This is a genomic window from Shewanella sp. GD04112 (genome assembly GCF_029835735.1).
In the GTDB taxonomy this organism is placed as follows: domain Bacteria; phylum Pseudomonadota; class Gammaproteobacteria; order Enterobacterales; family Shewanellaceae; genus Shewanella.
On record NZ_JAOEAL010000001.1, the window covers coordinates 81,324 to 99,402 of the forward strand.

At 49.8% G+C, this 18,079-nt stretch carries 18 protein-coding genes; 13 read left to right on the plus strand and 5 right to left on the minus strand.

Annotation, left to right across the window (positions count from 1 at the left end):
• Positions 1-2: 2 nt before the first annotated feature.
• Entirely contained in the window at positions 3-1,556 is a 1,554-nt protein-coding gene (locus N7386_RS00380; RefSeq protein WP_279770937.1) for an alpha/beta hydrolase, read from the minus strand.
• A gap of 146 nt (positions 1,557-1,702) precedes the next feature.
• Between N7386_RS00380 and N7386_RS00385 the strand changes: the two genes are divergently transcribed.
• The 7 genes from N7386_RS00385 (at position 1,703) to N7386_RS00415 (ending at position 10,022) form a co-directional block, all read left to right on the plus strand.
• Positions 1,703-2,068 carry a GntR family transcriptional regulator gene (locus N7386_RS00385; protein WP_011620909.1) on the plus strand — a complete coding sequence of 122 codons (366 nt, stop codon included), beginning with the start codon at positions 1,703-1,705 and terminating at the stop codon, positions 2,066-2,068.
• 46 nt (positions 2,069-2,114) lie between these two features.
• Positions 2,115-2,978, plus strand: coding sequence for an ABC transporter ATP-binding protein (locus N7386_RS00390; RefSeq protein ID WP_279766725.1), 864 nt, complete (start codon positions 2,115-2,117; stop codon positions 2,976-2,978).
• Positions 2,975-4,285 (plus strand): ABC transporter permease, encoded by a 1,311-nt coding sequence (locus N7386_RS00395; RefSeq protein WP_279766726.1) that lies wholly within the window; start codon positions 2,975-2,977, stop codon positions 4,283-4,285. Before N7386_RS00390 ends, N7386_RS00395 begins: the two co-directional genes overlap by 4 nt.
• A gap of 128 nt (positions 4,286-4,413) precedes the next feature.
• Positions 4,414-6,207, plus strand: a complete 1,794-nt coding sequence (locus N7386_RS00400; protein ID WP_279766727.1) for a long-chain fatty acid--CoA ligase — start codon at positions 4,414-4,416, stop codon at positions 6,205-6,207.
• 140 nt (positions 6,208-6,347) lie between these two features.
• Complete coding sequence (locus N7386_RS00405; RefSeq protein ID WP_279766728.1) at positions 6,348-8,837, plus strand: hypothetical protein; 2,490 nt, start codon at positions 6,348-6,350, stop codon at positions 8,835-8,837.
• A gap of 107 nt (positions 8,838-8,944) precedes the next feature.
• Complete coding sequence (locus N7386_RS00410) at positions 8,945-9,355, plus strand: thioesterase family protein (RefSeq protein WP_279766730.1); 411 nt, start codon at positions 8,945-8,947, stop codon at positions 9,353-9,355.
• Positions 9,356-9,473: 118 nt separating this feature from the next.
• Positions 9,474-10,022, plus strand: coding sequence for an HPP family protein (locus N7386_RS00415; protein ID WP_279766731.1), 549 nt, complete (start codon positions 9,474-9,476; stop codon positions 10,020-10,022).
• A 20-nt stretch (positions 10,023-10,042) separates the two neighbouring features.
• Here N7386_RS00415 and N7386_RS00420 read toward each other — a convergent pair whose 3' ends face one another.
• Positions 10,043-10,306, minus strand: a complete 264-nt coding sequence (locus N7386_RS00420) for a GNAT family N-acetyltransferase (RefSeq protein ID WP_011624720.1) — start codon at positions 10,304-10,306, stop codon at positions 10,043-10,045.
• Between the two features lie 59 nt (positions 10,307-10,365).
• Complete coding sequence (locus N7386_RS00425; protein ID WP_041416664.1) at positions 10,366-10,794, minus strand: thioesterase family protein; 429 nt, start codon at positions 10,792-10,794, stop codon at positions 10,366-10,368.
• A 183-nt stretch (positions 10,795-10,977) separates the two neighbouring features.
• On the opposite strand from N7386_RS00425, the gene N7386_RS00430 reads away from it, so the two are divergent.
• From N7386_RS00430 to N7386_RS00440, 3 genes are all read left to right on the plus strand, one after another.
• Complete coding sequence (locus tag N7386_RS00430; protein WP_011624722.1) at positions 10,978-11,331, plus strand: MerR family transcriptional regulator; 354 nt, start codon at positions 10,978-10,980, stop codon at positions 11,329-11,331.
• 71 nt (positions 11,332-11,402) lie between these two features.
• On the plus strand, positions 11,403-11,981 hold the full coding sequence (locus N7386_RS00435; RefSeq protein ID WP_279766732.1) for an NAD(P)H-dependent oxidoreductase: 579 nt from the start codon (positions 11,403-11,405) through the stop codon (positions 11,979-11,981).
• Between the two features lie 15 nt (positions 11,982-11,996).
• On the plus strand, positions 11,997-12,392 hold the full coding sequence (locus tag N7386_RS00440; RefSeq protein ID WP_279766733.1) for a GFA family protein: 396 nt from the start codon (positions 11,997-11,999) through the stop codon (positions 12,390-12,392).
• Positions 12,393-12,454: 62 nt separating this feature from the next.
• On the opposite strand, the gene mtnC is transcribed toward N7386_RS00440, so the two are convergent.
• Positions 12,455-13,135, minus strand: a complete 681-nt coding sequence (mtnC, locus tag N7386_RS00445) for an acireductone synthase (RefSeq protein WP_279766734.1) — start codon at positions 13,133-13,135, stop codon at positions 12,455-12,457.
• A gap of 375 nt (positions 13,136-13,510) precedes the next feature.
• On the opposite strand from mtnC, the gene N7386_RS00450 reads away from it, so the two are divergent.
• From N7386_RS00450 to N7386_RS00460, 3 genes are all read left to right on the plus strand, one after another.
• The gene (locus N7386_RS00450) at positions 13,511-13,933 is read left to right on the plus strand and encodes a hypothetical protein (RefSeq protein WP_279766735.1); all 423 of its coding nucleotides are present in this window, start codon (positions 13,511-13,513) and stop codon (positions 13,931-13,933) included.
• A 92-nt stretch (positions 13,934-14,025) separates the two neighbouring features.
• Complete coding sequence (locus N7386_RS00455; protein WP_279766736.1) at positions 14,026-15,039, plus strand: DUF3137 domain-containing protein; 1,014 nt, start codon at positions 14,026-14,028, stop codon at positions 15,037-15,039.
• Between the two features lie 128 nt (positions 15,040-15,167).
• Positions 15,168-15,899, plus strand: a complete 732-nt coding sequence (locus N7386_RS00460) for a hypothetical protein (protein WP_167373524.1) — start codon at positions 15,168-15,170, stop codon at positions 15,897-15,899.
• A 90-nt stretch (positions 15,900-15,989) separates the two neighbouring features.
• Here the strand turns inward: N7386_RS00460 and N7386_RS00465 are convergent, their stop codons facing one another.
• Complete coding sequence (locus N7386_RS00465) at positions 15,990-17,885, minus strand: DUF885 domain-containing protein (protein ID WP_240520050.1); 1,896 nt, start codon at positions 17,883-17,885, stop codon at positions 15,990-15,992.
• Positions 17,886-18,079: the final 194 nt, after the last annotated feature.

An 18,079-nucleotide genomic window follows, 5' to 3' on the forward strand; every position in this document is an offset into this window, starting at 1 on the left:
GATTACTCCTTGGCACCAGTGCTGGGCTTGTTCTTGGCTGATTGGGTTGCGGCTTCGGTCGCGAGTGGCTCAACCGAGCTGGCATTTAAATAGAAGCTACGGCGTACATCCTTCTTCAAACATTCACCATCGAGATCTTTGACCGAACCAGTACGCACTAACTCGGCGATTAAGTTATTGGCACAGGACTGATAGGCCACGCCATGGGTGGCGTATGGCGCGACAAAGTGTTTGGCATTGGTGAGTTTTTCCATTGCCAGCTCTCCCCAGCTCGGTGGGGTTGCAGGGTCAATTTCGCCCGACAGCAACAGTGTGGGGATATCGCTCTTGATAGGCTCGCTAAAGTTGGCATCGACCGCTGGCACCTTCCACACAGAGCAGGAGGTTTCGAGGCTTTCGAGCATGGTTTTGCCGACATAGGAGTTTTTGGCCTGTTCACGCATCGCCGGAGTGATGCGGTGCATGTCTTCGCCGCAGACGACGGAGGCGTGCATGCCCATTGCCATACCCGCATTATCCGTAGTTAAGGCAAATAACCCGAGTAATGGTTGGTAGTTACCCTTAGCGGCCTGATGAATCGCATGGGGCACTAAGGCGCGCACATTGGTTTGATACAGCGCCATGCGGATCGCGCCGTAAAACTTTGAGCGCGTCATAGTGAGTAGGGTCTTTTCTCCCGTCACAGGGTCGTGCACTTGCTCCATCACTGGGCCTTGGCTGAGTTTAGCGACTACTTGGTCAAACTCGGCCTTGAGCTCAGGAAACTCGGCATGGCAGGCGGCTGTGTCTTGGCAGTCTTTAAACAGCAAGTCAAAGCCGCGTTCAATCGCCGAGCCAATCTCCAATACGCTCTGCTGCATGGGCACAATGCCGTCTAGGGTGACTGTGGCTAAGTGCTCGGGATATAAGCGCATATAGAGCTGCGCCATACGCGTGCCGTAGGAGATACCGTAGAGGTGCAGTTTTTTGTAGCCTAACTTGGCGCGTACGGCTTCGAAGTCTTGCACCGCATTGAGGCTGCCATATTGGGTAACGTCAGTATCGGGGAATTGATCGCGGCATTTTTGCGCCTCGACCAAGGTATCGACATTATCCTCGTCGATGGCGAGCGGAGATTGCGGGCCTGAGTTGCAGTTCAGTGGATTCGAGCGGCCAGTGCCCCGTTGATCGATAAGCAGAATGTCGCGCTGTTGGCGCACTTTGTTCAGCATGCTATCGAAGCCTGCCGCGTTATCTATGGCCGATTGACCTGGGCCGCCGGCGATCGCCAGTAAGGCCTCTTCGTGGTTGACGTTTTTCACCGCGGGCAAGACCACATAATGCACTTGGATCTGTTTGCCATCGGGCTTATTAGGGTTTTCCGGCACAGTGACAAAGCCGCAGTTTAAGCGGTCCGATACGCCCTCCACATAACAGGTGTTGGCGGATTCAGTGGGCTTTACTGAGTTGTCGCTCGCCCAAGCCGTGGCGCTACCCATGGCGAGCATCAGCGCACTCAAACTGATGATGCTTTTGCTTAACTTGCTCGAGAGCTGGTGCGTATCAATGCGCTTCATTGCCACGTCAGCGCTGGCATTATGGGACTTCCTGTGGATCATGCTATCTATCATGAGCGCTTTCCTTTTTGCATTTCAGGATGAGTGTGTTACTTTAAATACAGTGTATCGGTGTATCAATGTATTAATACAGTGTGTAAAGACTAATGTTAGAACTTTTAAATGTCAACCCCAGCAGTGGTGAGCCAATTTACAAGCAATTACACGAGCAAATCGTGCGCTTGATTGTGGGCGGCCAGTTGCAAGAGGAAGACGTATTACCCTCAGTGCGCCAAATTGCTGAATATCTTGCGGTCAATCCGATGACGGTGTCCCGCGCGATTCAGCAATTGGTCGATCAAGGTTGGCTTGAGCGCCGCCGTGGTCAAGCGACTAGGGTCGCGGCGCGTACCGAGGCGATGGAGTCGGGCGTGAGTCTGCTCGAGCCGCAATTAGATGCCTTGCTGGCGCAGGCAAAGCAGCTGGGCGTGAGTTTGCCCGAGTTACTGCAATTGATTAATGAGCGTTGGTAGCCTGAGTCGAGCTAAGCGAAAACGAGAATAAAAAGGACGCAATTCGATGGACCAAGACTGTACCCCAATACTAGAGTTTTCTAACGTAAACAAAGTGTTTCGTGGCAAAGGCGCCAGCGAAAAACGTGCGCTCAAGGATCTGACCTTACGTTTATCGGCCGGTATGGTGGTCGGTCTATTGGGACAAAACGGTGCGGGTAAATCGACCCTAATGCGCTGCGCCTTGGGGATCCTCTCGCCAGATTCGGGTGAAATCCGCACCTTAGGTGAAACGCCGGAACAGCTTTCTTCTGCCGCGAAGGAACGCTTAGGCTATGTTCCGCAGCAACCCTTTGGTTATGAAGGCTTTACCGTTGAACGCGCCCTCGATTTGCACCGCAGTTTTTATCCCCACTGGGATATGCAGTTAGAGCAGGATTGGCTCACCCGCTTCGAATTAGATGTGACTCAACAGGTGCAGCGCCTGTCCGTTGGTCAGCGTCAATCCTTGGCCTTGATCATGGCGATGGCCTATCGTCCCGAGTTGCTGATCCTCGACGAACCCGTGGCCAGCCTCGACCCGATAGTCAGACGCAAGTTTATGGTCGATTTGTTCGACTTGGCCCTCGAATCCGGCTCGGCCGTGTTGTTTTCATCCCATATCACCTCAGATTTAGAAAGGGTCGCGAGCCATGTTGCCCTGATTAAACAGGGCGAGTTAGTGCTGTTTAAGGAGATTGATGCCCTGCGGGAAGAGGTGCGTTTAGTCAAGCTCGCGGAGGGCGCCGAGTTATCTGAGCAGGTGCGTATCCTCAGCCGCGATGGCGATTCTGTGCTGGTGGATAGGGGCGATGTGGAGCTTAATTTGCCCGGCGTGCAGCGCAGCGAAGCGCTGAATTTAGAACAACTCTTTGTGGAGCTGCACAAATGAGTGCCGCGAAACCCATAGTTGAATCAACGACCCGCATTGGCACTGGCCATTCGCTCAATCCCTTTAACGGTATGCTGCGGCTATGGTTTTTTGATGTGGGCAGCGTGAGTTTTTTAGGCACAGGCATATTTGGCTTGGCTCTGAGCGTGTTAGCGGGATGGGCGGGGCAAAAAGCGAGTTTCGATATTTTTGTCACTATGGGGCTAGTGTCTACCTCGGCAGCGGTGGCATGGCAGCTGATCCGCCTGATGGCGAGTGAGTGCTCCATATTAATCCCCCGTTATCGGCAGAATATTTTTATCCAGTGTGAAGTGATGCTGATAGGCGCCTTTAGCCTTGCGGTGTTGCAGTGTGTGCTGTTTGACCTGACCGATACTCTGTCGTTACTGGTCTTTGCCCAAGGGATAAGCCTAGGGTTTATCTTGCTGTGCCTGCGGCAAACCCAATGGTTTTACAGCTCCTTTTTACTGTTTATCTTAGTGCCGTTTTCCAACGAGTTGGCGGAGCAAGTGCCGCTGTGGCTGAGCATCATAGTGCTGTTTGTACTCGCGGCCTTGATTTGGCGCCGATGCTTAGTGTTACCTTGGCGGGTAGAGGCACGAAGTGTGTATCTTAACGGCTTGGAAATGGGCTGGTTTTGGCTGCCTAGTCTGCAATCCATACGGATATTGACTCGGTTAGAGCGTTATCTGCATCCGGTTAACTTCTTTATCGGTCCTATGCTGACCGTGTTACTGCTGTTGCTCCCCGTGTTAACCATCGGACTTGGGATCGTCTCCCACGAGCTGCATTGGAACTTCCCCGTATTACTGCTATTGGCACAATTTAGTGTGATTAGCTGTTCGCTGGTGCATTGGAGCCGTGTACAACGCTCTCGGGCGACTGAAATGCTGCTGTTGATGCCAAGCTTTGACGGCCGTGCAGGCTTAGTTAAGGCCTTTGGTCGTGGTCAACAACGCTTGCTGCTTCTGCTCAGTTTGAGCGTGTTAATCTGCAGTCTGTTTGTCACTTGGCTCGATGGTGATTTGAGCTTGCCTCTGCTGGCGCACATAGTGATGAGCACGTATTGGGCCTGCGCCTTAGTGTTAGGCCTAGGTTGCCTGTGTCGCCGCGTATTGCAAGTGAGCCTGACCATGCTGGTGGTGCTTGGGCATTCGCTCTGGGTGTCTATTAGCCTCGCGGCGCTGCAACACGAGGGCAGTCTGCTCTATTGGTCGCTGGGTAATCTAGTGCTGCTGATCCTTGGTCAAATCGCACTGATTTGGGGCAGTAAAAAGCTCTGGCAGGGCGACATTAGCGGGCTCTAATTGCCCTGAAATGGCGTGATTTGGGCGACATTTGCACAAGATTAGAGCAAAAACTCTTAGTTTTTGGCTTGCCTTCAGGTAGAATGCCGCAAAAGCGGTACACTTGTAAGCTAAAAGGTGAGTCACTCATGTCTCTCGAACAATATCACGTAATTCGACTATTACAGCAGCAAAGCCAGTCATTAAAAGAGGCTATAGCGCTGGAAGGTTTTGAAATGGCTGCGCCTTGGCATCAAGTCAGTTGGCAGGCATTCGATCAAATCAGCCATAAAATTGCACAGGTGTTGATTGAACTTGGCGTACAAGTGCAAGACCGTTGCGTGATCCTGTCGCAAAACTGCCCTCAATGGACCTGCGCCGACATAGGTACCCTGAAAAGTCGTGCCGTTGTGGTCCCCATTTACCCGACCAGCACCTTAGAGCAAGCCAGCTTTATCATTAACGATGCGGCGGCTAAGGTGATTTTTGTCGACGATGCTAAGCAATATGCGCTGGCCTGTGAACTGCAAAAACAGTGTCCGACCCTAGAGCATGTGATTGTGTTCGACGCGAGTGTTGAGCTGGCGCAGGACAAGGCTCAACATCAGCATTTAGACAGTTTGTTAGACAAAGAATATGGCCAGAGTGCTGAGCTTGAGCAGCGCTTAAAGGATGCCAATCTCGACGACCTGTTAACCCTAATTTATACCTCTGGTACCACGGGCGACCCTAAGGGCGTGATGTTGGATTACCGCAATATGGCTTCGACTGTGCGTCAGCACGATCAGATCTTGCCGTTTACCACTGGCGATGTGTCGTTAGCTTTCCTACCGCTAAGCCATGTGTTTGAGCGTGGTTGGAGCTTCTATGTGCTATGCCGTGGCGGCCACAACGTGTATCTGCAAAACACTCAAAGAGTGAAAGAGGCCATCAGCGCCGTGCGTCCACATACCCTGTGTGTGGTGCCGCGTTTCCTCGAAAAGGTTTACAGCGCAGTGCAGGATAAGGTCGCTAAATCCGCCGAAGGCCGTAAAAAACTGTTTGCCTGGGCCATGGGCGTCGGCGAGCGTCAGTTTGAGGTGAGCCAAGGCCGCGCTAAGGGCGGTTTGTGGTTATCCTTGCAATGGCGTTTAGCGCACAAGCTGGTTTACAGCAAGTTGCAAGCCGTGCTCGGTGGACGCTTAAAGTTTATGCCCTGCGGTGGTGCCGCCCTCGATTTAAACGTAGCGTCTTTCTTCCATGCTATTGGTATTCCGGTACTTTGTGGTTACGGCATGACGGAAACGAACGCCACTGTGACCTGTAATACCCTTGATAACCGAGTTGCGGGTTCGAACGGTAAAGTCTTACCCGAAATCGAAGTGAAGCTTGGTAAGGACGACGAGATTTTAGTCCGTGGTGATACCGTGATGCGCGGTTATTACAATCGCCCCGAAGATACCGCAGCTGCTTTCGAAGATGGCTGGTTAAAGACTGGCGATGCGGGACGACTCGATGCCAATGGCAATTTATTTATTACCGACCGCATCAAAGAGTTAATGAAAACTTCCAACGGTAAATACATTGCTCCGCAACGGGTTGAAGGCACAGTGGGCCGTTGCCCCTTTATCGAACAAGTGGCTGTGATTGCCGATGCCCGTAACTATGTGACGGCGCTGATTGTGCCTGCCTTTGAATCCCTCGAAGCCTGGGCCAAGGATAAGGGCTTGAAATACGAGTCGCCTATCGAGCTGCTGCGTCACAGCCATGTGGTTGAACATTTCGAGCAGCGCTTAAAGCATTTACAGCAAGAGTTGGCGGGTTTTGAGCAAATCAAAAAGTTTACCCTGCTGCCAGAAGCCTTTTCGATGGAGGCGGGATTAATCACCCCGACGCTTAAATTGCGCCGCAAAATGATTTACCACAAGTACGCCCATGAAATTAATGCTATGTATAATAATTGATTGTTAAATCTTTGATCTTAAAAGGCCGCTAAGCGGCCTTTTTTGTGTCAGCCACTTCCTGAAGCATCGGACTTCGCTTAAAATTCGCCCCGCTTACTGGTGCGCACGAGGCGCAAGGTGTCGGTGTAAAGGATAGTTAAATGGAACTTTCGATTCGTCGTTTATGCGCCGCAGTTGGTGCGGTGTTGCTCTCTTCTTTTGCGGTTATACCTGCTGCACTTGCGGCGGAATATGACAAAATGGTTCACGGTCCCGTGGATCTTCCCAATGGCCAATGGCTCAATTTTTATCAAAAAGATCAACAGGTATGGGGCGAAATGCTCTACGGCGATGCGCCTGGTGTACGCATTGACGATTACGGCCGCGCCGAAATCGTGGCGGTGTTTTACTATGACTTCGACAAGGGCGGCACTAAAGAGGTGATCGTCATGCTCAAGGATGCCGATGGCCAGCATCTACGGGGTTATGGTTTTGAGGGCGAGGAGTTGACTAAACTGCCGCGCCTACAAGCCGTGCTCGATGAAGTCGCACCCACCATTAGCACCTTTACCGTCGGCGGCGTTCGCAAAGTAATAAGCCAGTTACCACCGCAGCAGTACCGTATGACCTATGAGGCTGAGGGCGTCCAAGATGCTGACATCAAAGCGATTCTTGATGGTACCTCAAAACTCAAACCGACCTTAATTGGCTATCGCAATTCTGAAGGCACGGCAACGGATGTAAAAACCGCAGTGGAATACAAGCTGCGCTATCCCCTGACTCGCACCGATAAGGATGCCGAGGGGCGTGAACGAAAATACAGTCTGGTGGCAACCTTTGATCGCAGCGCCTACGTCGAAGAAGATAGCAGCTTTATGCTGGTGGCCATTGGCTACGAGGCCGACGACATCGATTGGCTTAAAAATGGCGGCGAAAAAATCCCGCGAACAGGGCCTTTTTACGAATTTATGAGTATGGGCAGTACTTGGGCTGGCGTTGCCAGTGAAGCCCATTATGTGCAGGGTGAGCTGGATGGTCACTTTGCCGCCTACGATGCCCGCAATGGCAGTGTGATGTATGCCGGTGACTATAAGCTGGGTAAGCAAGTGGGTAAGTGGATTGAAGCCGACAGCCGTGAAACCTATTGGGAAGGCGAGTACCTCGACGGTAAGAAACAGGGCAAATGGGTGTTGCAGTCCATTATGGATGATGCCGATAACTACGGCTTTATTCACTACAACAAGGGCGTGCCCGATGGCCCGAGTGAAATCTATACCCCAGATTACGATTCCAGCACCGAAGGCGCGAAGAAGTTGTCCGAAAAGGGCATCTATCTCAATGGCGTAAAAGATGGCGAGTGGCTTGAGTCCGATGGCAGCAAAGGCCAATACCAAAAGGGCGTAAAACAAGGCGCTTGGGTGGAAAAGGTTACCCAGGGGGATTATCGCTTTCAAACCGGTGAAGGCAGCTATCTCGATGGTAAACGTTCAGGTACTTGGGTCTATATTCGAACGCCCGATGAGAACGATGCTTTTACCACTAAGCAATCGGTGACTTATCTCTACAAGACCGAAGTCAACTATGAGAATGGCCTACGCCAAGGTGAGGCTAAGCTATTCAATAAAGATAATTTTATGTTCGCCCTCAAACATTACGATAAGGGCCGCCTCCACGGTGAAAGTCTATGGTACTCAGCGCCAAATATCGTCAGCAATGTTGCCAATTACCGTCAAGGGGAGTTGGATGGCGCACAAATGTGGCTCGAGTCTAACGGCGATCTGAATGAGTTGAGTCAGTATAAGTTTAATGACGCCGTGACACTTAAGCCTTCGCAGGATGAATGCATGATGCGAAAAGAACCCTACGCAGGCGATTGTGAGGGGGTGTTAAGTTCAAAAAATGCTGAAACTAGCTCGATTAAAGACGGTGAGCAGCGTGTTTATCGTGGCGGCCGCCTATCCGAATTAAGCTATTACACCAATGGGTCAGTCGATAAAGAATATCGATTCGATTCTAACGGTCGCTTAATGTCTCTGCAGGCCTATAAAGCGGGTCAGGAATATGGCCCAAGCATCCGCTATTCCACCGACGGCGGCTATTCGCTCGTGCAATATGGTCATCTTATCAATAACCGCCTCTCTGGCCCCCATTACACTTTCTACCCGAACGGCCAGTTAAAGAGCTTGTGGAACTATTGCCAGCAAGAAGGCGAAACCTGGAACGGTGAACCCTATTTCTGGGATAACGCCATTGCGCGCTGTGGTATCCAGCGGGAGTACTTTGATAATGGTGCCGTGAGTTGTATCGAGGATCTCGACAGCAATTATGCCGTGGATAAAGTCTGTTATGACCAAAATGGTAAGTTGGCCAGCGAAATGCTGCGTATCGATGAGCAGCATGTGGTGCATAAGCGCTATATCAACGGTGTTATCTATCAAGAGGAACCCGGATTCTCGGATTTTTCCCATGTGACTAAGGGGCGCAAAATCTATCACTTAGAGAACCCTAAAAGCCATGGTGTGTTTAAGTCCTACGACAGCAGTGGCAAGCTGAAATACGAAAAAATATTCGATATGGGTAAGGCTGGCTGTATGAAAAAGTACGATGCCAATGGCAAGCAAACCCCAGAGACCGCGAGCTGCCAGTTCTAGCATCGCGCTTCTTATTTCTGTTAGGCTTGGTGGGGATAAACGGGGCAAGCGCCTCGTTTATCCCATTCACAGCATAAAAGTATAAGAACAACAAAAGGGAAGTTTGCATGTCAGTCACCGAATACAGCCTTGAAATCCACCCAAGATTTACCGAAACCGATGGTCTAGGCCATATCAACAACACAGTGATCCCCGTGTGGTGCGAGGCGGCGCGCACGCCAATCTTCGAGATTTTTAATCCCGAGTTGGATTTGCATCAGTGGAACCTCATAGTGGCAGGCTTTACCGTGGCCTTTATCGCGCCGACTTATTACGGCAAGAGTGTGACGGTGAAAACCTATGTCAGCCGTATCGGCAATAGCAGCTTCGAGCTGACTCAAACCTGTTGGCAGGTTGGCAATAAAACCGCCGAAGTGAAAACCACCTTAGTGCACTACGACTACAGCTGCGAAAAAAGCCGCCCCATCCCCGAAGATATTCGTGAAATCCTAGCTAGCCTGAATGGCGAAGCTGCATAAGTCAGATATTCGCTTTCACCGCACAATTGCAATTGCGCGGTGAAAACGTTAACGTGGCGGCCGCAAATGTGATGCGGATCACTTATCCGCGCCTTTATTCCTTCCGGCCGGATTTAGCATGAGATTTTACTTCACCCGAATGCGTTCTAAGGACATCTGTCCGCCACGACAACCCCTGAAAAAGATCGTTTGGTCATGGGTGGGAGCCTTTTGCGGCATTTACTTAGTCGCCAGTCTCGCCAGTTATATGAGCGATAATCTGCTCGGCACTATGTTTGTGATTGGCTCATTTGGGGCATCGGCGGTATTAGTCTATGGCGCGCCGCTGGCAGAGTTTTCTCAGCCACGTAACTTGATTGGCGGCAGTGTGTTATCGGCACTGATTGGTGTGGCTGTTTATCAAGTGTTTGCCGATTATATGGTGCTCGCGAGTGCGCTAGCCGTATCACTAGCCATCGCATTGATGTATTTAACTCGCACGCTGCATCCACCGGGCGGCGCAACGGCATTAATTGCCGTGATAGGCGGTGATAACGTGCATCAACTCGGATTTCTCTACGCGTTGATGCCGGTCTTTCTCGGCTCACTACTGCTATTGCTGGTGGCGCTGGTCGTGAATAATCTCTCCACCGATCCCAAACGCCACTATCCAGTCTATTGGATTTAGCACACCTGTTGCGAAGCCTGTTATTTCAAAAACTTCTGCACATACCAACAGCTGGCTGCTATCTCAAAATCTTGGGCTTTGGCCCACTTTAGGCCATGGCGAACTAAACGTTCGGCAAGGCCTTTGCCGCGTAGCTCGTCGGGCACAAAGGTTCGGTTAAAGTCGATGTGCTGGCCATTGAGTCGGTATTCCAGCACGGCTTCATGCCCGTCAACGGGGATCACAAAACGTTGTTGATCCTGTTGATGCTCAACAACGACTTCTATTGGCGCTTTTTCTGACATACAGCCTCCCTCTGATATGGCCTAAAGTGTTATGGCAATGTTGCCATAGACTCGGTAGCTTAAGCTTGCTCGTGTTGTTTAAGAATGGCGAGTAATTCCGTGGGAAGCTCGGCTTTTTGACCCGTTTTAAAGTTAAACATCACTGCGACCGAAGTACCTAAGGTCGTTATGGCCTGTTGCTGCTTACTAAAGGCCTGATAATGCATGGTAAATCTGTCGCTTTGAATATCGCTGATACTCACGCTGACCAATAGGGTATCGGGGAAGGTTACTGGACGTTTATAGCGGGCCTGATTTTCGCTAATCACTGGGCCAACACCGGATTTATACAGGGCATCGAGTGGAAAGAGGCGGTTGAAAAAGTCGATACGTGCGGTTTCAAAATAGCGGAAATAGACCACGTTGTTGACGTGTTGCAGCGCATCCATTTCGCCCCAAGCCACGGGGATTTCGGTCACTATAGGGTGCTGTGCGAGAAACTTTTCCATTGGACTTAGTGTTGGACTTTCCATTGCATTACTCATAGTCAAAAGCTCTAGTTAAAACGCTCGTTTAAGGCAGCCAGACTAGCAGTATAAAGTGCGAGCGACAAGCCTAAAGCGCGGTGATATGCTGGCTAAGGCTTGGAGGTTTATGATGATTTTTTCAATTATTTTAATGGATTAAATACTATGTATATTGGTGCTGTGGCGAAGCAAACGGGCCTGTCGATCAAGGCGATTCGCCTCTACGAGGAGTGGGGACTGATCAGTGCGCCGATCCGTAAGGGGCGTTATCGTACTTATAGCGCAACCGATATAAAGCAGTTATTGCTGATCAAAGAGGCCAAAACCTTAGGTATTAAACTCTCGCAACTTAAAGACTTGTTTACCGAGGGTGAGCAGGCGGCGCAGCTTGAGTCTGTGCAGCAGTTTTTATTGAATATCAAAGCCGATTTCCAGCGGCAGATCAGCGAATTAGAAGATAAATTAGTCAGGCTCGATGCCTGTATTGATGGTTTGGATACCTGCGAATCCCGCGCCTAATTCCAAGCTTGACTCTGCCCCTAGGGGCAGAGCTTAAGCTGTTGTCATATTGAATACTCAAGGTTTTTACTATGACAAAAAAAATTCTGGTGATTTCTGGTCATCCCAAACCCGATAGTCTGTGTGAACATTTAGCCGACACTTACGCCAAGGCTGCGGGCGAGTCGCATTCGGTGCGCCTGTTAAAGCTCTGCGAGTTGGCATTTGAGCCTAATTTGGAGCAGGGATACCATCAAGAACAGCCATTAGAGGCGGATTTGCAACGCTTTCAGCAGGCCATTCTATGGGCCGAGCATCTAGTGATTGTGGTGCCCATTTGGTGGGGCAGCGTACCCGCCAAGTTTAAAGGGTTAATTGATAGAACATTTTTACCTGGTTTTGCCTTTCAGTATCAGCAGGGGAAAACCTTTCCTAATCGGCTGCTCGAGGGGAGAACCTCACGTATTATCATGACCATGGATACGCCGCCTTGGTATTACAAGTGGTTCCAAGGCGCGCCCGCCCTAAAGCAATTAGATACCGCGACGTTAGCCTTTAGTGGCTTTAAGCGCGCCAAGAGTCAAATGTTGGGGCCTGTGATCAATGCCAAGGCGCAGCAAGTGCAAAACTGGCAAGCGCAAGTTGAGCTGCATGGTAGGTTGGGGCGTTAATCAAAAGGAGCTTAAGTGATTAAACAAGTTGGCAATACTCAGATCCAAGCAAAGCATCTCGCCAGTTGCCACTGTGGCGCCGTGGTGTTGGAGTTATCGCTGCCCAATGGCATTGAAAAGCCAAGGCGCTGTGATTGCTCTATCTGTCGGCGCAAGGGGGCTATCGTCGGTTCAGTGCCGCTGGCGGGATTGAAGATTATCAAAGGCGAGACCGTATTAAAGTGCTACGAATTTAATACCAAAACGGCCAAACATTACTTCTGCTCCATGTGCGGCATTTATACCCATCATCAAAGGCGCTCTAATCCCAATGAATATGGCTATAACCTTGGTTGCCTCGAAGGCGTTAATCCTTATGAATTAGGCGATGTGCCGGTTTGCGATGGGGTGAATCACCCGGCGGACAGGTAGATTTGATTTGCCAGATAAACAAAAAGCGACCCTTGGGTCGCTTTTTGTTTGCAGTGCCGATGTTAGTCGATCACTAGCTCATCGAAACTGTTAATAGTGCGATAATCGCCAGTGCGTTGTTTGCTGTCGCGCACCATTTGGCAGGTCATCATGCCTGCAGCTTCGGCGGCTTTAAGCTCTTCAACCACGTCGGACACAAACAGCACTTGCTTAGGACTTAGGCTGATGGTGTTGAGTATGTTGGCGTAGGCTTGTTTATCTAATTTGTTACCGGTACGGGTATCAAAATGGCCGCTAAACATCTCGGTTAAATCTCCACCATCACTGTGGCTGAACAGCAGTTTTTGGGCTTCAACCGAACCCGAAGAGAAGCTGTAAATACGCAGTTTTTGCGCGGTAAAACGGTTAACCGCTTCGATAAAGTCGGGGAAGATATGGCCTGTAAATTCGCCATGGGCGTAACCTTGCTTCCAAATCAAACCCTGTAGGGTTTTGAGTGGGGTCGCTTTACGGTCTTCATGTACCCATTGCTGCAAAATTTCAGTCACGCGGGCTAAATCGGCATCGGGTTCGAGGGCGATATCTCGGGTGTCGCAGATACAGTTTTCCACCAAGACATTGTGTTGGTTCTGCGCTAAAAAGTCTGGTAAGGCTTTGACAGAATAGGGGAATAGCACATCTTGGATAAAGGTTAGGTCTGTCGTGGTGCCTGCTGTGTCTACGACTATGGCTCTGATACCCATAATGTTTTGATACTCCACAATATGTTGGCTAAAAAATGCAACCCCGATCCTAAGCGTTATTGGGGTAATTGGCTAGTGGATTTCGCCCTTAGACCGTGGGAGATTGTGCACCATATCACTCAGCTATTCGACTGAAACTTAATTAAATGAGGAATTTTAGAGGCTTATCTAGTGGATATGGATGAAATACTGGATTTAGTCGGAAGAATTATGCTGTTTATGATCCCACAGTTTGTTGTCGGCATAAGACTATGGTCTTAATAGCTAAGGGAAATTTTGGCTGTTATTGTAGCTTTACTATCTTTCGACTGAATTTGTTCACCTTTAGGGTTTTAGGGATGAGGTCGAGCGAGTTCTGCACTGATGAGACTGTTTATGAAATATTTACCCGCATTTGGCTTAGGTATTCTGTTGGCGGTATTAAGCTTTGTGAGTTTCGCGCTGGTTGCTACGGCGGGCTATATGTACGCTTTGCTCGGAAGTGTTGATAACCTCAGCCACACTAGCCCGGTTTATCTGGGGTTAGGTGCCCATGATGCGGGCTTATTATTGCTGCTCTCTGGGCTGATGTTATTTAGCTATCAGCGGCTGTTTCCTCGATTGCCATTCGATTGGTATGCAGCGGTGGCGATGCAATTGCCCTTAGGTTCCTTAGTGCTGTGGGCGGATGGGATTTCCTTTAATCTTACGGATTTTTATGGCGTAGCCAGAGCCTTAACCCTATTTAGCGCCACCTTTGGAGTGCTGATTATTTTTGGCTTATTGCAGCGCCGTAGCCGCAGGCTTGCTCGGGCTTAATCGGTCATTTGTTGGCCTTAAACTGGCCTTGCTGAAATAAAATCCGTAAAATCATTGGCCTAAATGGATTTGAGTCGTAAGAGTAGGAGCCAATGAGTTCGATTGAATTTGATATTCCCGAAGATCACCGTATTCCCTTTCAGAAGTATTACAAACAAAAAATCGCCCCTAAATGCGCCCCGTTTGAAGCAAAGCGTGAAGGCGTGAACCAAAGGCGGCGTGAAAATGCCAAGTTCACCACCCCAATCTACTACATATGCATCACGGTGATTTTGGGCGCCTTCGCAGGGCTGCTCGGGGTGCAGTTTATGTTGGTGCCTATGGATTATTTTGTGCCTTTGATGATTGGCGCGTTTCTGCCGACTCCCGTGATAGCGTTAGTGGCGATAGCCTCGGGAAAGGAAAGCAATGAACTCTATAATGCCGCCTTTGAAAAACTCTATCCCATTAGTCTCAAGTACTTCGGCAATGATTATGCATTAACGAGGGAGCCTAAGGTGGACTTCTCAACCTTCCTTGAGTTGGGGTTGCTGCCTAAAACCGATAAGCAGTATGCGCAAAATTGCCTTAAGGGAACCTATAACAAGGTGCCGTTTCAGTTTTATGAGGTCGATGCTTACAACACTAAATCGAACAATAATGGCTCGGTTGAGCGAGTGACCATCTTCAATGGTGTGCTACTGGTGTGCAATATTCCTAAGCGATTCAACGGCACTACCTTGTTAGTCACGGATAAGGGCAGTTTAAAAAATCGTATTGAGGGGTTTAAGACAAAGCTGTCGCGGGTCAAGCTTGAGGATGTACGTTTTGAGCGTTGTTTTGAGGTGTATAGCAGTGACCAAGTCGAGGCGCGCTACTTACTCAATCCCTTGATGATGGAAAATCTCTTGGCCCTAGGCCGCGAGCTAAATGCCGAGGTGGAAGCCTGTTTCTATCAAAAACAATTGTTGATTAAGATCCCGACAAAACACCATTTCTTTATCAATCAACTCGATTTAGATCGCCCCATCGATTTTAAGCTCAATATCGAGCGGATGTTTACCGAGTTAGGTTATACCTTCTCGATCATCGATACCTTAAGACTCGATAAACATACCGGGTTATAGCGACAGTCGCCTCAATTGCAGCCACAGAATGTAGCTGCTCTATGCGACAGCTTAAAACATGACTTTTGGCACTTATGGGTGACTCCCCGTGCTCGTTAATATCAAGCTTCAAACTTTGATGGAGCAAGATGATGAACACGATTTTCACCCTGTCGCAATTTGTGCATATTACCGCGGGCGCACTGGCATTAGTGTTATTTTGGATGCCTGCCATGCTGAAAAAGGGCAGCGCGAACCATAGTCGTTTTGGCCGTTATTATGTTTATGCCATGTACACAGTGGCGGCGACGGGCGTGGCGATGGCAACGACGGGCCTGATTGATCCGCTCGCGGTGATTAAACAGCCTGCGGCCAACGCTGACGCCTTAGCGGCGCAGATTGCAGATCGTAAAAATGCTTGGATATTTCTCATCTATATCAGCTTGTTAACTCTAGTGACCGTTAGGCATGGCGTGTTGGTCCTGCGTTATAAGGCGCAGCGTCAGCAATTAAAATCGCCTATGCATCTGTCGTTAATGCTGAGCTTAACGCTACTTGGCCCTGTGATGGCGATATGGGGATACCAAGAAAAGCTGATCCTCGCGATGATTTTCGGCCTGTTAGGCACTACGGTTGGGGCGGGATTCTTGCGTTATAGCGTTAAGGCGACCCTGACCAAATTAGAATGGTGGATTGAGCATTTAGGCGCCATGATTGGCTCGGGTATCGCCTGTTACACCGCCTTTTTCGCCTTTGGTGGCAGCCGTTTGTTTATCGACCATGGCAATTTGCGTCTGCTGTCGTGGACACTGCCAGGTGTTATCGGTTTTGTGGTGATCCGCTATTTAAGCGGCAAGTATCAACGTCGTTTTGCGGATTAACCTGAAACGTAAAAGCATAGGGAGCCGTAAAAAGACAGGGGCCGCCTAAGCTACCCCTATATTGAGATGATGTGAGCGGTTTTACCCGAGTTACACCTTGGTCTCGGCGGCGGCATTGGCCGCCTTAGCGGATTCGAGCCACTGATCCATCTTTTGCTCCAATAAATCTAAGGGCAAGGCGCCATTTTCGAGTAGCCTGTCGTGGAAGACTTTAATATCAAACTTATCGCCCAAGGCTTTTTTGGCCTTAGTGCGCAATTCGATAATTTTTAGCTCGCCCAGCTTGTAACCTAAGGCTTGCCCCGGCCAAACCACATAGCGCTCGATTTCGCCCGTGGCTTCAGAGAGGTGTATTCCCTCAGTCGCCACTGCATAATCAATGGCTTGCTCACGGCTCCAATCCTTAGCATGCATACCCGTGTCGACCACTAAGCGCACCGCACGGTGTAACTCAGACTGCAAGCGGCCAAGGTCGTTAATCGGATTATCCTGATACATGCCCATCTCGGCGGCTAAGCGCTCAGCATACAGTGCCCAACCTTCTCCCGCGGCATTAGAGTAAAAAATGGTACTCAGCAGCGGCAAGGTATCCGACAGACCGATGAGCGTCTGTAGATGATGGCCGGGATTGGTCTCGTGGTAGGTTAAGGTTTGCAGCGAATAGGAGGGCAGCGCCGCCATATCGTACAGGCTTATCCAGAAGGTGCCCTTACGCGAACCATCTTGAGAAGGCGCATCGTAAAATGCACCGCTGGTTGCGGCGGCGCGACTGTCTGGCACGGCTTCAACCGCAACCTCTTGATTCGGTAACAGCCCAAACCACAACGGTAATTTGGCGTTCACTTTCGTCAGATAGCCGTGAATGTCCGTCATTAATTGCTGTTTACCCTCGGGGGTGTTGGGGTAGATGTATTTAGGATCCTTAAGCAATCGCTGCATGCGCTCGCCCACTGTGCCTTTGCGGTAACCCACTTGCTTGAGTAACACATCCATCTCGGCCGTAATGCGGGCAACTTCGTCTAATCCTAGTTGGTGGATCTCATCTGGGGTCATCTCCGAATTGGCGAGGTGCTTAATCATCGCCTTGTAGAGTTTAGCGCCTTGAGGTTGGTGTCCGAGTCCCGTTACATGGGTGGCCTTGAGGCGCACGGCTTGCAGTGCGGAAATCAACTGGCGCGTCGCAGGGTAATATTTTGTCTCCACCAGTTCGGCGGCAGAGTTCACCAACGCTTCACTTTCTGGTACTTGGGCGGCGGTTAATTTGGCTTTAAAACTGCTGACCAAGGGATGTTCATTAGCATGGTGCACTAATTGTTGCTGCAACACGGCTATGGTCTTATCGATAATAAAATCGGGTGGGATCACGCCCATTTGCACATCTTGATCCAGCTTATCGATAACTGTGCCCATGGCGGCAGGATACATGGTTAAGCGGTTGAGATAGGCCTTAGCTTGCTCTGGGGTGGTGACCGCAAACTTATCTTCCATATACCCCGGAAATTCAACATGCAATCCAGATAAGTGGTTGACGACATAAGGTAAAAACCAAACGCCGTATTCACCGAGCATAGTGCCATAGGCCACGGTTTCGGCTGGCAGCAGGGCGCCAGCGATTTCAGATTTTATCGAGCCTAAACTCACTTGCTCAGAGGCGCTAAGCTGGCTGGCATCGATAGTATTGAGTTCGGTCAATATGGCCTTAAGCGCTTTACGGCGATGATTTTCCCCCGATGGGCTGTAATCGGTCAGCTTAGAGAGTACATCCTTGCCCGCTTCATCCTCGGCCACGCCATAATAGGTGGCGATTTCGGGTCTAAGGGCAAAATAACGCTGGGTGATTGGCGCAAGTTGTTGCTTAAGGCTCAATACTTGGACGGCCTTTTCGGCCTTGGCCTGCTCGGCGGTTTGATTGGTCTGTGTTGGGTTTGGATCGCTACAGCCCGTTGCTAACATGGCCAGCATTAAAGCATTTATTATTCTTTTCATCGGGTTACTCATACAAAGACATTGAGGCAAATCCGTTATCGAACTGACCCCTCAAGCGTTAAACCGTATTTAGTGTGATCAAGCTCAAATTTGAACGGTTATCCTAGCAGTTTATTGCACTCAAACCGTATAACTTTTGTTACTCGTTTTGAGTGGATTAAAGTCAGAGCTGTAAGCTACGACTTTCATTTTAT